The organism is Gracilibacillus sp. YIM 98692, assembly GCF_010993965.1.
Lineage (GTDB): Bacteria > Bacillota > Bacilli > Bacillales > Amphibacillaceae > Gracilibacillus.
In genome coordinates this window covers 184,367-199,533 of the sequence record NZ_WIXM01000005.1, presented here as the reverse complement: position 1 = coordinate 199,533, position 15,167 = coordinate 184,367, and the positions used below count along the sequence as shown (strand labels likewise).

Here is a 15,167-nt window from a genome sequence, read left to right as displayed (position 1 = left end):
TTGGCACTTACTTGGATTGGACTTTCACCAATTAGCAATGAACGGCTTGCTAGGCACGCGGCACGGCCTTAGCCTCCTCAGAAAGCAAAAGTCGCTTTCCTGCGGGGTCTGCGGCTCGTGCTGTTCCCGTTGGAGTCTACGTATCTTGCCTCCGCTTTGTGTGGTGTTCTGATGGAAGAAAGAAAGAGCACAAAAGAAATAAGTTCCTATGCGCCTATTCTCCTGAAAGGTAGAACTTCTTTATTAGCGAAGTATTCTGACGGAGCGAATGATAGTACACATCTCAAACTAGAATGGAAGAAGCTACATCAAGACAAATTTTGACTATTGCGCAGTTTTGTTCTACTGTGTAAGTAAAACAATAATGAATACGACAATAGCTATTCGTTAGGATTCAAATGTTTCGAGGGGCCTCTAGTGAATGTTGATTAATAGGGCATCGATTTGGAGAGAATGATAGGGGGTGATAACATGATGTTACTCATTATAATGGGCAGTATATTTGTGCTGCTGTTCATGTTCGCTTTGAAGAAAAAATGGCCGAAATCTCACTTGATTTATCATGGGATAGCTCTCATATCTGCATTGATTTTCGGTAATATTTCAGCTCTAACTATTTATCGAGTGATACGAGACAATGCGGTATTTATGACGAAAGTTCATGGAATTTTTCTGAACCCATTCTTTTTAATCACTGGTGCATATTTAGGTGTTTATTTTCTTTATTTGATTGCTTCACAAATACATAAAGAATGGTCATGATAGTGGATTACTTTTTAACTAAAAGTTCTGCCATTGCGCATAAAAACAAAAGTAAACCGAATGATTGAATAAATATCACTGGCGAAAGAATATGAATAAAGGATAACCCAATTATAATAGCGCCGACCATAAGATAATGATCGACAGCATGTAAACGATAAGCTTTTTGTTCAATATGCCAAGCGCGAAAATACCCTTGCAGAAACCCCAGTATAACTTGTAACACAACAGCAGCATATATCAAAAAGTCCATATACTGATTTAATTGTCCCACCGCAAGGTATACCACACCCATTCCGACATAAACTAGCCAAATATAAGAGCGAGTTTGATCTTTTTTTGTTTGAAAGACCCGAAATCCTAATGCAGCAGAAAATGAAAAGATAGCAAACAACCATGCAAATAAGGTAAATGTCATCGACACTTGCTTTAGCCACAAAATATAGTAGGGAAAAATCGCCACTTGTCCAACTGTCACCACAAGTGGAATTTTGTGCGCAATCTTATTCGTCATCGTCTCCCTCTTTCAAATAATAGTCATAAAACATGTTACGAAACACCTCGTTCGGATCCCGCTCTAATTTTTCTTCTAAGAAATCCTTCCAATTCGGGTATGCTGCCTGAAACTGTTCCCTCGATTGATATCGATAATAAGGAAGGTAATAGGTCCCTCCATGTTCTAATGTCAAATCGGTCCAATCCTGTATGAGGCTTTCTGCCTCCGCTATCTGCTCATCTTGCAACCCATGCTGAATCAATACGACAAGTCCAACCATATTTTCCTGCGCATAATTTAAGCTTGTCACCTGATCTTCCGCTGCATATCTTACCGTAATATTATGTATTTGAAAGTCATCCTTTTGATCGTTAGATGGAAGCAACTGCTTTAATTCTCTTAAATACGTCTTATACTCATCCAATGGCACAAAAAATTCCTGTAAAACCTCTACACGTCCCGGCTTGGTGAACTCCATAAAATTCGATTCCGAACGCATCGCATTATTCCTCGTGATCCTATCTCCATCAAGCGAATCAATATACTTTTTTTGAGCAGACCAAAAGATATCTTCGAAAATACCACCTTGCCTGCCTAAATCAAGAGCTATTTTACTCAAACGTACTCCTTCTTCTCCTTTTAGCGATTTCTGTTTATCTATCTCACCTGTTTTTCGATAATCAATGACATACATTTCTTCTAAAAATGAACTTGGCGCTACACTTACTCTCGCATAATGCATCGCCGTTTTACTATCATCTAATAGTCGATCAAAATATTTCGGGTAATCAGCAGCTGATAGCTCCTCTGTATGAATGGTATATATCTCATTATCGGTTAACTTCAACGTCACATCTAATATGACACCAAATAAGCCATATCCACCTAGTACATATCGCATCCATTCTTCATCATCTGCTCGGGTAACTTTTTTTACATCACCAACCGGCGTTAACACCGTCATCTCTTTGACAGTACTAGCCATGGGTCCAAACCGTATATCCCGACCATGAGCATTTACAGACAATGATCCACCTATCGTAAAAATCGCTTGCGACTGTGACACCTGTAAAGCGAACCCTAACGGTTGTACCGCCTCTTGTACCTCCTCCCAAGTCGCACCAGCTTCTACCTTGACCGTTTTCTCCTCTTTATTGATCTCTAACACTTCATTAACAGGGCGCATATCAAGCACCACACCGTCTTCATAATATGTATGACCACCTTGCGAATGTTGCAATCCCGCAACCGAAATATGCTGCCCTTTCTGATTGGCCTTCTGAACAATCTCCTGCAATTGCTCTTGGCTTTTTGATTCTACTACTCTTTCAATCTGCTTTGGTAGCAAGCCAGTATAATCCGTTGCCAAGCCATCTTGAAAAAATCCATATTTTCGTTTCTCAACTGGGATATTCCATAAAAGCACAAAACCTAAAACCCCAACCAATATCGCAAGAAACCAAGGCTTTTTTGTTAGCTCCCCTAATTTTTTCATACGATCCCCTACTAATACTTAATTTCCGCTGTCCATTCGTTCTAATTTATCAAAATCTAACAATTGCCCTGCTCAAAATAAAGATGATAATGGTTCTTGCATCCTTCATTAAACAGTGCTTTACATTCAATGCAACGATCTGTATGGAGATATTCATTTATTGTGTGTTCTTTTCCGCACACACCGCACAAGATCGCTTTTTCATCAAATTCAGCTGCTTTCCATACTTCTATATCATGATCCTCACAAGCTTGATGACATTTATAGCACGGATAATATTTTTGACAGCACTTAAATTTAATCGCAATAACATCTAGCTTCGTATGATAATGCTCACATCTTGTCTGATGATCAACAATATATCCATAAACTCTCGGCATATTATACCTTCCTCGCTTTTTTTACTTGTTCTCTTTTAGCATGAAAAAAGTCGCCACCCTTTTTCTTCTCATCATCCGTTCCCCAGTCCATCATTTTTTCTACAGGTTTCAACTTTGGAATATGTTTAGAACAATGAATATACGCTTCTTCTACTTTTACCTGAACCCATCTTTCCGGTTTATTTCCTTCCCTTTCCTCTATTTCTTCCAACAGAGATGATGTTATATTTTTTAGTAACTGCAAATCGTCATGTTCAACGATCGAAGCTTGTCCATTCACATGTAAGCCAATTTGCTGTTCAATAAAATCAATAAACATAATACCGATATGAGGATTCTCTGATATATTCCCGAGACTTGCCATCACACCATTGCCTCTATATTCTGGGTACATTAAGGTATATTCATCTAGTACCACAGCAAACCCTGGTAATCCAGCACGAAAAGAGGAATCGCAATTACCATTCGCATCTGCTGTTGCGATAAACATCATCGTTTGCTCGGCAATAAAACTTCTCATCTGTTGATTAAGAAAATTTAACATTTGATTTCGATAAAAAGACGCCGCTCGTTTACCGGTTCCATACTTCTCTTGTAATAATCGCTCTCCTCTCGACATGATGCTCTTCCTTTCTATGAATCATTCCATGTATCTATTTATCATATCACGCCTCTACCTTCTAAACCATGATTCAACTTCTTCCTTTAAAGCTAGCCACTACACCAATCCCAAACCCTACAAGCATGATAACAAAGGCTGGCACCGCTCCACTTTTTAGATAGATCAATCCACCAAATATGGTGATATGTATACCGAAAAGCTGCTGTTGAACCGATGTAGGTTGGATAAACTCAAGTGAAAAAAACAAATAATATAACAAAGCGAGCACAAGTAAAATAGCAACAAGAACAATCAAACTTATCGCAAAAATAGAAACACCCCACATATACTCTCTTAATACCTTTTATTTTAACATTAAATACCAATTATATGGAGATAAAATAACTTTTATTGGATTGAGCATAACCTTAAAAAATTGTGGGATAGTAACGAAATGCGGAGGATTGGATACATAAGGAGATGAAGCAAATGCCATATGCTAGAGAAGGCAATGATCCTGCTATATATTATGAAACAGAAGGCAACGGTACGCCCATTATTTTTATCCCACCGCCAGGCATGGGACATCTTACTTTCCGATATCAAAAATATTTAAAGGAAAACTGCCAAGTGATTACGTTTGATGTGCGAGGAGATTGTCGTAGTGAGAAATCGAAAGCGTCATTTGATGTTCATACACTAGCCCATGATGTAAAAACAATATTAGATCATAATGACATTGATAAAGCGGTTGTTTGCGGCTATTCTAATGGCGGATGCATTGCTCAAGAATTCGCCCTCACTTTTCCAGATCGGACAGCTGGAATTATTTTAATTGGTGGATACTATGATACAAGCAACTTTTGGTTAAGAAAGGAATATCAACTTGGTATTTGGGTCGCAAAAAGACACTGGATCAAACTGTTGGCAGCTGGGCTTGCTAAAAACCATTTTAAGGATAATCAAGCTGCAAAGGAAATGATGGACGAAATTGTGGATACAGACCCTGATATGCTTGCGAAACAATATCAAGCAGGGCTAGTATATAACAGCTTAGACAAGCTTCACCTTTTAGAAGTCCCGTTACTTCTGATATATGGTGCTAGAGATTTGTACGTTCATGCTTATCAAAAGAAATACCGTGAGCTTGTAAAAGATGTAGAAGTGGTATATGTGCAAAAATCCAAACACCAAGTTCCCACACGTTTTTATCATGAATGTAATGCAATTATACAAGAATGGGTGACAAGAAAAGGAATCAAAGTATAGTTATAGTTGATGAATAATAAAATCCTTAAGAAAAACTGGCTTATCGCCTTAATGGCGAAAGCCCTAGTTTACATATACTCTAAAAATAGCCATTGCAAGCTTTCACATGCAATGGCTATTGTCATATATTATTTTTTATTGCTGCTGATCAATGTGTACATCCATTTGAGGATAAGGGATGGAGATTTCTTCTTGATCAAATTTTGTTTTCACGTCTTCTATAATATCAAAATATACAGTCCAATAATCTGGTGAATTGACCCATACTCTGACCGTATATACAACCGCACTGTCTCCATGCTCCGACATTCGAACAAATGGCTCAGGATCCTTTAATACTAGCGAATGATTGTCCGCCACTTGCTTTAATGTATCTAATACATGCTTTGTATCTGCTTCATAGCCAGTACCAAATTTAAAATCTACACGACGTGTCTCTTTCACAGAATAATTCGTAATACCTGTATTGGATAAATTTCCATTAGGTATAAAAATGACTTTGTTATCTGGTGTCACTAACTCCGTGTATAATATCTGAATGCCATTAACCGTGCCACTATAACCTGCCCCTTCTATGTAGTCCCCTACTCGAAATGGTCGTAGTGTTAAAAGTAAAATACCGCCAGCAAAGTTGGAAAGCGAACCTTGAAAGGCCAAACCAATCGCAAAACCTGCAGCAGCTATAATGGCAGCAAATGATGTCATTTCAACCCCTAATACTGATACAACCGTCAGCACTAATAAAATCTTTAATATAGCACCAATCAGCGATACTAAGAATGGTTTTAAACTATCATCCATTTTTGATTTCTCAATTCTAGTACTGATAAATTTCGTGATTGCTTTTATCACCATTAACCCGACAATTAATACAATAATGGCTAAGGCAATGTTTTTAATTATGGGCATGGCAATTTCTAACCAATCCATATGATCATTCCTTTCTATCTGCTTGATGGCTTCATGCTCTTACATTTCTACAATGTACCCCTATCAAAGAAGAGCAAAACGTCAAATTAACCAATATTTTAACAAAGTAATATACAATTTTAAATAAAACATCCATATAATGCTAAAAAATAAACCAAATGCACTAAAAATTTACTTTTTTACAAGGTGCCAATCAAACTTTGTCTAACAATAGTTCAATTGGTCTTTCTTTGTCTCTTTAGAGAAAATATATTTACAGAATCAGTTATTAAATGTAATATATTTCTATAGTTTTAAAAAATTGTTTTTAACAACGTTTTCAAAAATGTAAGGGGGAATTCAATGAAATAAGGTATCAAGCTTAAGAAATATTTAAAAAATAAAGTAAAGGGAGATTGTGAAAATGATGTGGAAAAATCATAAGTATGGAATGTATGCTGTTATTTGGACATTATTGGCTATTATCTTATTTGCTTGCAGTAATAATGAAAACGTTTCAATAGAATCTCAGAATAACCAAGACTCTCCTAAAGAAAATACAGACAACCCCCAAAAAATTTCTATGATGTTTAATCTGCACGTACCGGAAACACCTGACGAACATTTAGAAGAATTACTTGAAGAGGCTACGAATACTGAATTAGAAATTCGCTGGGTTCCAGACAATAATTACGCAGAGAGTCTAAATACAGCAATCGCAACGAATAACTTGCCTGATGTTTTTCTACTGAAGGATGTGACGTTAGATCAACAAAAAGATGCCATTCGTGATGGACAATATTGGGAAATTGGACCGTACCTTGATGAATTTCCAAACTTAAGCAAGCTTAAAGAAGAGGTACTGCATAATACTTCGATTGACGGTAAGATATATACATTATATGCTGGGCGTCCACTATCCCGCCAAGGTTTAATCTATCGAAAAGATTGGGCAGATAATCTCGGTTTAGATACACCTACTAATTTAGAAGAGCTATATGAAATGATGCGAGCTTTTACGGAGGACGACCCTGATGGAAACGGTGAGGATGATACCATTGGCCTAACAGATCGAGAAATTTTAGGAACTTTTGAAAATTTTGCGACATGGCATGGTGCCCCTAATAATTGGGGAGAAAAAGATGGACAACTCATGCCACAATTTATGTTCGAGGAATATCGTGAAGCAATGGATTACTTCAAAAGTTTATTTGATAACGGCTATATTAACAAGGATGCACCTGTAACTAGTAAAACTGATCAACAAGCAATGTTAAAGAATGGCACAGCAGGTGTGTATATTGGAACAATGGGAGATGTCGAGCCAATGTATCAGGATGCTGTTGCTATTAATCCCGATGTTACATTGGATGTTCATAATTATATCGAAGGTCCAGATGGTGAATACCGTACAAGATCTATCCCTGGCTATGGAAGTATGTTAATCTTTCCAAAAGCAACAGTAGAAACGGAAGAAGAGCTAAAGGGTATCTTATCCTTCTTCGATTTTCTCATGACACCTGAAGGGTCCAACCTGCTTTACTGGGGAGTAGAAGGAGAACATCATGAAATCATTGACGGAAAAGCTAAAGTCATAGAGGACAATATGGATGCTTATAATCGTGAAATCCGTCCATACACGCCATTTGAAATAGGGGAACCTGAAACAAATGGACGCTATTTGGGATATTATGAATATGAACCTAGAGCAAAAGCAGATGACCTTTACGTAGACAATAATGACTATTTAGTTCATGACCCAACCGCTTCACTAGAATCTCAAACCTGGTCAGAAAAGTCAGAAACACTTACACAAATCATGGAAGATGCGACATATCAATACTTCCTCGGGCAAATTGATATGGACGGTTTCGAAGCAGCGATAGAAAAATGGAGAAGTGAAGGCGGAGCACAAGTCATCGAAGAATATACCCAACAATGGCAAAATCAATAATAATTTCTAGTAGCGGTTCTACTCCTTTCGTAGAACCGTTATGTTTATTTTTGATATACCTCAATAGGGAGGGGTATCAGGGTCCAGAAAAGAAAACAGCTCCAAAATATAAACTCCATTTAAGGCTAAGTTAAGTTTATAAGAACCCCTTTCCTCTCTATATTTCTCATCTATTACCTCTAAACCGAGCTTATCTGCATAAAACTCTCTAATTGGAACATAACTGCAATATGATGAATCTTATTAAACATTTCTAACACCTTTCCATTAAGTATTCGTTTTCTATAAGGAACAACCTTTCTATATTATAAAATGGTACAGCAAAAGAGGAAAAAGAGGAAAAAAGCTATTTCATGTATGTATGTAAGTAATGAAAACATCATATACTCTGTTAATCCTAAAGTAACAAAGGCTTAAAACCACTTATTCAAAATAATAAGGAGTTTATCCTGATGAAACTAATCTGCTGGATATTTGCATTATGTCATATCGTTATTTTTATAGGGTGGGTGAGAAATTCCCCCCACTTATTTAATAGGTGGGGCATCACGGTTTGGGCGATACTTATCATTACAAGCCTTTTTATGCAATATGTAACCAAAAAAGGCATCACCACAAAAACCTTAGCTATCAGCACCTATACTACAGCCTTTCTCCTTTTTCTCACTATTGCTATTCAAATCACCATAGACTACATGCTCTAAATTTTTTATCAAATCTTTTCTTACTAAAAAATAAGTACGAAAATATAGAAGTACGAAATCAAAATAGCACTGAAAAGACGAGTAAGAACCAAACATAGGTAGCAAGCGAGCCAATATGGTACTTAAAGCCGGTTTCAGTACCAAAATGAAATTCAAGATCATAAATTTGGAACTAAGAAAGTGGATAAGTACCAAAATTTAAAATGAACAAGATAAATTGAAACTGATTAAGCGATTTGACTAATATATGTAAAAATGTAGGTATTTCATGATTGCAAAATAAAGAAAAAAACTGACGAATTAACCGCTTATGAGCTATTATCTAAACGAAAGCAATTGAACGACGAAGAAAAGAAACGGTACCAAAGTTCAGCTCGTTTTAGTAAAATCTACAAATCAGTTTTCTTTCCATAATTGCTCTAACACAATCACAAGCCCAGTCCCAACTAGTAAACCATTACTCATCAAATTTTGTGCGATAGAGGGTAATTCTGCAAAAACATCTGCAGGCAAAAACATCGTACCCATTCCAATTAAATAGGCGATTCCGACGATTGTCACTTTTCGTGAGTCCAATGGTTCCATCGTCACATTATGAACCGCTAATCCAACTAATTGTACAAAGGACGCCATCAGTGCCGCATTCGCAATCGGTGATGGTATGCTAGAGATGAAAGATACAATTGGCGGAAAAAAAGCAATCAAAGCAAGTAGGATCGATGCATAAATAAACGGCCTTTTTCCTTTTTGACCTGTTAATCCTATAAAGCCAGCAGAAGTCGAAAGGGGAACATTAGCTATCGAAGCAAACCCACCAGCTAGACTATGATTGATCCCTGAAAATATAGTTCCTCGATTTACTTCTGCTCTGCTATCCTTTGTCTCTTTTCCCAACGTCTGTTTGACAGCAACGACAGAAGCAACCACATTGGAAATCAGAATAATAGCCGTAATAAAAGCGATTGGTATAATACTGAAATCAAATGCCGGCACGCCAAAAGCAAACCATTCTGGTAAGGAAAACATGGCAACATTCGTATTTTGCTCAGGCCCTCCAATAAATACCTCGTAAATAATCCAACCAATCACAATTCCTATAAATATGGCATAACTGCTGAGCCAACCTTTACCAAAAATCGATAATCCGAGCACAATGGCAAAGGTAATAAAAGCAATCAAGGCTGCAGAAAGCTGAATTGTATTCGAACTTCCTTGTAAACCGAGCATCCCTTGCAAGAAAGTCCCACTCAACTGCACCGTTAAAAGGAAGAAAAATGTTCCCGTAACCAATGGAGTAAAAATAGGCAAGATCTTTTGTGAAATTTTAAAAATGCCAAATAAAAATAGAAAGACCCCTGTCATTATCATAGTAGCTTCTAAAACACGCAATGTATCATTCAATGAAGTTCCTTGCTGAATCCCAGTTACAGCCATCACAGAAAAAATACTAATCCATATCCCCGCAGGCCCCTCCATGATGGGAAGCTTATGTCCGAACAAACCTTGTAATAAAGAAGCTATTCCTACGATAAAAAATGTCCGTTGCATTAATCCAGACACTTCCGTAAAACTCATATCATAAATAGCTCCAATTACAATCGGTAATGCAACGGAGCTTGCTAATAGAAAGATAAACCATTGTAACGTCTCCATTGTTATATTAGTAAAAGACTGTACTCTCAAATCAAACTCCCCTACCCTTACATGAAATTCCAATCATTTCATTATTATAACACGACAAAAATCAGCTCCAAACAATCAACCTAAGTCTATACCATCTTTAAAGTCCAAAGCATAAATTGTCAGCAAGGAAGCAATTTCGACGTAGTGGACAATTTTAGGAATATAGATAAGGACAACTACGTCTCTGACTTCGCCAAAGGCTCGTCAATCGACGAGTTTTCTTTAAAACAAGACCCTATGTGTAGTTAAAAGTTACAGGAATTTGATAGTATAAAAAAAACAGCAGCTACTTAGCATGATATATTCATACTAAATAGCTGCCTTATATGTTAGGGGAATATTCCTATTATGGACAAACAATTGGAATAATACACTAGATTAATAGAAAATCTGTTAACTGATTACTATACGAAAGTTGTTAAGCCGATGAATAACTTCTCTAATATGTAAAAACGATTTTTTACTCTATAGGATAATCAACAACAATGACGTCTTCTATAACACCTTCTAAAGATGCAACAAAGTCTTGGTGAACTGGATGTGGACCATAATTCTTTAATGCTTCTTCATCTTCAAACGTCACTCTTAGACCTAATGTATATCCTTGACCTCTTTCTTTTTCCTCAGTAACATTAATTCCTGCAGTCAACTCAACAATACCTGGAATTACTCCTTTAAAGGCTTTGAGCTTGCCTAACAATTCTTGCTCCTTTTCTTGCGTTAAACTATCATTGAATTTAAAAAATACCATATGATCATACATGTTTATCATCCCTTTCCAATAATTATTGATAACTCTTAATGTACCCCAAACATGGACAAATGTCCATTTTAGGCATCGGACAGCTGACTTTGATTTTGTTGTCTAATATAGAAAATAACAAGACCAAACAAAAACACGGAGATGTGCCTCACACCTACGTTATTTAGTTAATTGCGGTGAATCTGGGTGTAGCTGCATGAATTCGATCCGGTTTCCATCAGGGTCTTTTATCCAACATTGATAATTCAAATCTAATCCTTGCTGTGGTTCCACATCTAATGTTAGCCCTTTTCCTTTAAGATGGTCTGAAATTTCGTTAATATCGTCCACCTCTAAACATAAATGATTATAACCAATCGTCTCACTATCTATGTTATTTCGTTTCTTTCCCCCATAAAACAATTCGATAAATTGCCCCTCACACACTTTGAGATAGATAATCCATGGCTCGTTGTCTTTATTATGTAATTCAAATAGTTTTTCAAATCCTAAGTGATCACAATAAAATTCTAATGATTTCTCCATATTCTCAACAGTAAATGCGGTATGACCAATTCTTTTGATCATTTTTTTCTCCTCCTTCACCTAAATTCACACATTTGTTGTTAACGTTTTCATTATTTTAACACAGTATTTTCATTACTCCCAATTTTTCGTTTTTTAAAATGTCAAATTAGAAAGAGGCGTTCATAGACCGCCTCTCATTCTTGGTGGATACTTGGTTTATATAGCTTTTGTCGTATTACCAATGATCAATTCTGCTGGTATCCGGTCTTTCTTAATGGCAGCTTCGCCTTGATACATGCCTAATAATCTTTGTAATGCCGTCTTGCCTAACTCCTCTTCGTTTTGTTTGATATATGTAAAATTACACACTACATCAGTTCGTGATGGACTATCAAAACAAAGAATAGAAATATCTTTTGGTACATCCATCCCTAATTGTTCAACTGCATTCTTTACTAATAAAGCAATAGCATATTCCAACGCAAATATCGCTGTCATCTCCGGGTTATCCCTGATGTGTTGTTTAATGATTTCGATATCTTCCTCTGGAGTAGCTTGCGGAATTGGTAAGGTACTCTTTATCTCTGAACACCAAAGATCACGATTAACTTTTACTTGTTTTTCTGCAAAAGCACTAACAATTCCACTTAATCTATTTTCTATCGTTGTCGCGCCATAATTCGTTGGCATCATCACACCAATATCTTCATGCCCTAACTCAAATAAAAAATTCACACCTTTTTTAGCTGCTTCTTGATTATCGGTAGAAACGGAAGTAGCTGCTATCCCCTTGAAGGTGCGATCAATTAATACTAATGGAAACTTATTCACTACCATTTTTAGTATTTCTGAGCCATAGTGTTCTCCCTGTGCCGGAGATACAATAATGCCGTCTACACCGTAATCTAGTAATTCTTTTACTATTTGTTCTTCTCGCTCAGGAACACCTAAGGAACTTTTTAATATGATCAAACTTTTTCCACTTGATTCTTCTATAATGGAATTCACAAAACCGCTACCAAAAGCATCATCACCTAAGGATGTAACAATTAATCCGAATAATGGCGTTTTCTTTTTAACGGAGTTCTTATTTGCATTTTTTTCATTTTGGAAATCTGAAACGAATGTACCCTTCCCCCGCTGACGATATACATAACCTTCATGCATAAGTTTTTCTAGTGCCTTCTTACTAGTGATTCTACTAACTTCGAAAGTTTCAGATAATTTTTTCTCTGACGGAATCCGGTCACCCACTTTATGCTTTCCTGAAGTAATTTCCTTCTTTAATGTTTCATAGACTTGTTCATACAAGGATTTCATTCTGTCACCTCAGATGTTAAAACCTCTTATTGATATATAATGATATAACAATAATACCAAAAAAGCTAATATTGAATTTGATATAATTCTGTTCCCATAAATTGAGAAAACACTCTAGTTTTTAGTGCGTATATTTCAACAAAGTATCATTCAAAAGCATAGAACTCCTTAATCTTTCATTATCTTATCCAACTCCCTATACAATGGAGTATCCTTAATTGCTTTCCCAGAAAGACTTAAAATAAACTCACTGAACATCGAGTTGGACCACGCAAACCAACTTCTCGTATATTCAGCAGGATTATCCGCATGAAAGCCTTCATGCATATACCCTTCCCCACCATCAGTCGTTGTAAGATATTGTAATATTTTTCGGCGTTCATTTGCTGATATTGAAGTCATCCCTTGAACGGACAAAGCTATATGCCAAATGTAGTGATCTGGTGTATGTGGACTTCCTATACCATTAGCTATTTTCCCTTCATAGTAATATGGATTTTCCCTGCTTAAAATTAGCTTTCTTGTATTCTGGTATGTTTCATCCTTATAATCACAATATCCTAGATATGGTGCAGCCAACAAACTAGGTACATTAGCATCATCCATGATAACATAGTTGCCTTTACCATCTGTCTCATAAACATAAACTCTTCCATATAAAGGGTGATTAATTGTTCCATATTGTTCAATACCATTTTTTATTTCTTTTCCTAGCGCCTCGCATCCCTTCCCCAATTCCAGTTCTCCAAATTGTCGGCTTATTTCTTTTGCATAATCCAAAACAACCACTGCAAACATATTTGACGGAATATGGTAGCCATACAAGCAAGTATCATCACTTGGACGGAAGCCAGACCAAGTCATCCCTGTCCAAGCAGTTTCCGCACCTTTTCCACCATTAGGAAGTGTATCTATCCTTCTTACATTTTTACGATTAAATCGGTACGAGGACAGTTCGTTGTGGTTTTGTTCTACCTTCCACGTTTTATGAATCATTCGTATCACATCAAAAAATGTACGATCAAATATGGAATGATCGTTTGTTTCTTTCCAATATAGATAAGCCAATTGAATTGGATAACACAGGGAATCTATTTCATACTTTCGTTCCCACACAATTGGAGACATATCCGTTTCATCGGTTTGATGCCCATTCCCATTTGCCGTTTCATTAAATGCATTGGCATAAGGATCTTGTAAAATATAATCAAATTGCCTCCGAATTACACCTTTAATTATCTTTGCAATTTGTCGATCTTCAGCAGCGACCATTAAATAGGGACGAACTTGCGAAGCTGAATCTCTTAGCCACATCGCAGGAATATCACCTGTTACTACAAATGTGGTATCATCCTCTTTCCCCGTTAAAGTAGTCTGATATGTATTTAGAAAACAATTTCGAAATAATTTAGATATTTTTTCATTACTCGAGAAGTACTTTTCAACTTCCCCAATTACTTTATTTAAAGATTTTGGTACATGCGTTGTCATTAGCTCCATTAAAACCTCTCCTCTCTCAAACATATAAAGTGAAACTATTTAAAAGCTTGCACTTTTAAAAAAAATTTAAAAAACCCGAAATAAGAAGCAAGCGCAATTAAAGATCCCATAAAAAAAGGAATTAAAAACGTCATAATTTGAAAACTACAATAAATAATGAACCCGCTAAATAATCCAATCCCTAAAGTCAAAAGTGGATTCCCAAGCGTAATTAGGCAAGCATTTTTCATCGCTCCGAATAGACTTGTATACATATGGACGGTGACTGAGAAAAAATGCAGTGTAAACACTAATAAAAAAAATGCAATAATAAAGAAGAAATACGCAAATAACTTACTTACATTTTCCATAAAAAAGTAATAATCGACAGCTAAGATCACCAGCACCAAACATATAATAAGTCCACCAAGCATACTTCTTACATAGTTTTCTTTATAATGAATGAAAAACGTCCGAATTAATTTTATATCCTCATCTATCACTCTTTTCTTAATTACTCCAAACATCGCTGTTGTTGCTGGAAATAAAACAAATGGTGCGAGAATAACGACAAAAGCTCCTAAAGCTAACCATTCAAGAAGCCTCTCTGTTAATAGCATAATGAATACTAAATAAACGATTGGTAAATTGAAAACAAACCATAGAAAATTTGCTGTTGCAAGTGCCATGATCCAATCCGTAATTTTATAAACTTTACCTGAAACCCCACTGATTTCCAATGCAACCCTCTCCTCAAATTTAAAAAAATAGCTAGAACACCACACTATTAACATTAGTAAAACTAGTAAAGCTGGAGAACTGAGATACTTAACTCCAAACCTTTC

The 15,167-nt window shown here is 36.3% G+C and carries 15 protein-coding genes and 1 pseudogene; 3 read left to right on the top strand and 13 right to left on the bottom strand.

Translation table 11 applies throughout. From position 1 onward, the window contains the following. Positions 1–471 precede the first annotated feature (471 nt). Positions 472–762: a transposase gene (locus GHD00_RS07660; RefSeq protein WP_163537558.1), complete on the top strand. Its 291-nt coding sequence runs from the start codon at positions 472–474 to the stop codon at positions 760–762. Between the two features lie 7 nt (positions 763–769). On the opposite strand, the gene GHD00_RS07655 is transcribed toward GHD00_RS07660, so the two are convergent. From GHD00_RS07655 to GHD00_RS07635, 5 genes are all read right to left on the bottom strand, one after another. Then, the gene (locus GHD00_RS07655) at positions 770–1,276 is read right to left on the bottom strand and encodes a hypothetical protein (protein ID WP_163537557.1); all 507 of its coding nucleotides are present in this window, start codon (positions 1,274–1,276) and stop codon (positions 770–772) included. Beyond that, the gene (locus GHD00_RS07650) at positions 1,266–2,753 is read right to left on the bottom strand and encodes an FAD-binding oxidoreductase (protein ID WP_163537556.1); all 1,488 of its coding nucleotides are present in this window, start codon (positions 2,751–2,753) and stop codon (positions 1,266–1,268) included. The genes GHD00_RS07655 and GHD00_RS07650 overlap by 11 nt, the downstream gene beginning before the upstream one ends. A gap of 56 nt (positions 2,754–2,809) precedes the next feature. Beyond that, the gene (locus GHD00_RS07645) at positions 2,810–3,133 is read right to left on the bottom strand and encodes a CHY zinc finger protein (protein WP_163537555.1); all 324 of its coding nucleotides are present in this window, start codon (positions 3,131–3,133) and stop codon (positions 2,810–2,812) included. Position 3,134: 1 nt separating this feature from the next. Continuing rightward, on the bottom strand, positions 3,135–3,752 hold the full coding sequence (locus GHD00_RS07640; protein ID WP_163537554.1) for a pyridoxamine 5'-phosphate oxidase family protein: 618 nt from the start codon (positions 3,750–3,752) through the stop codon (positions 3,135–3,137). 73 nt (positions 3,753–3,825) lie between these two features. Further along, the gene (locus GHD00_RS07635) at positions 3,826–4,080 is read right to left on the bottom strand and encodes a hypothetical protein (RefSeq protein ID WP_163537553.1); all 255 of its coding nucleotides are present in this window, start codon (positions 4,078–4,080) and stop codon (positions 3,826–3,828) included. Positions 4,081–4,223: 143 nt separating this feature from the next. On the opposite strand from GHD00_RS07635, the gene GHD00_RS07630 reads away from it, so the two are divergent. After that, positions 4,224–5,003: an alpha/beta fold hydrolase gene (locus tag GHD00_RS07630; RefSeq protein WP_163537552.1), complete on the top strand. Its 780-nt coding sequence runs from the start codon at positions 4,224–4,226 to the stop codon at positions 5,001–5,003. A 135-nt stretch (positions 5,004–5,138) separates the two neighbouring features. On the opposite strand, the gene GHD00_RS07625 is transcribed toward GHD00_RS07630, so the two are convergent. Next, complete coding sequence (locus GHD00_RS07625; protein WP_163537551.1) at positions 5,139–5,933, bottom strand: mechanosensitive ion channel family protein; 795 nt, start codon at positions 5,931–5,933, stop codon at positions 5,139–5,141. Positions 5,934–6,339: 406 nt separating this feature from the next. Between GHD00_RS07625 and GHD00_RS07620 the strand changes: the two genes are divergently transcribed. Continuing rightward, entirely contained in the window at positions 6,340–7,866 is a 1,527-nt protein-coding gene (locus tag GHD00_RS07620; RefSeq protein WP_163537573.1) for an extracellular solute-binding protein, read from the top strand. 78 nt (positions 7,867–7,944) lie between these two features. Here the strand turns inward: GHD00_RS07620 and GHD00_RS21050 are convergent. From GHD00_RS21050 to GHD00_RS07590, 7 genes and pseudogenes are all read right to left on the bottom strand, one after another. Then, positions 7,945–8,079, bottom strand: a pseudogene (locus tag GHD00_RS21050) (VOC family protein); the annotation flags it as partial. Positions 8,080–8,966: 887 nt separating this feature from the next. Further along, positions 8,967–10,253 (bottom strand): purine/pyrimidine permease, encoded by a 1,287-nt coding sequence (locus GHD00_RS07615; protein WP_240468640.1) that lies wholly within the window; start codon positions 10,251–10,253, stop codon positions 8,967–8,969. A 460-nt stretch (positions 10,254–10,713) separates the two neighbouring features. Further along, complete coding sequence (locus GHD00_RS07610) at positions 10,714–11,016, bottom strand: Dabb family protein (RefSeq protein WP_205600726.1); 303 nt, start codon at positions 11,014–11,016, stop codon at positions 10,714–10,716. A gap of 159 nt (positions 11,017–11,175) precedes the next feature. Next, a complete protein-coding gene (locus tag GHD00_RS07605; protein WP_163537550.1) occupies positions 11,176–11,583 on the bottom strand; it encodes a VOC family protein in 408 nt (135 codons plus the stop codon). 156 nt (positions 11,584–11,739) lie between these two features. Next, entirely contained in the window at positions 11,740–12,843 is a 1,104-nt protein-coding gene (locus GHD00_RS07600) for a GntR family transcriptional regulator (RefSeq protein WP_163537549.1), read from the bottom strand. Between the two features lie 168 nt (positions 12,844–13,011). Further along, entirely contained in the window at positions 13,012–14,334 is a 1,323-nt protein-coding gene (locus GHD00_RS07595; RefSeq protein ID WP_163537570.1) for a glycoside hydrolase family 125 protein, read from the bottom strand. Between the two features lie 44 nt (positions 14,335–14,378). Then, positions 14,379–15,062: a YesL family protein gene (locus GHD00_RS07590; protein ID WP_163537548.1), complete on the bottom strand. Its 684-nt coding sequence runs from the start codon at positions 15,060–15,062 to the stop codon at positions 14,379–14,381. Positions 15,063–15,167: the final 105 nt, after the last annotated feature.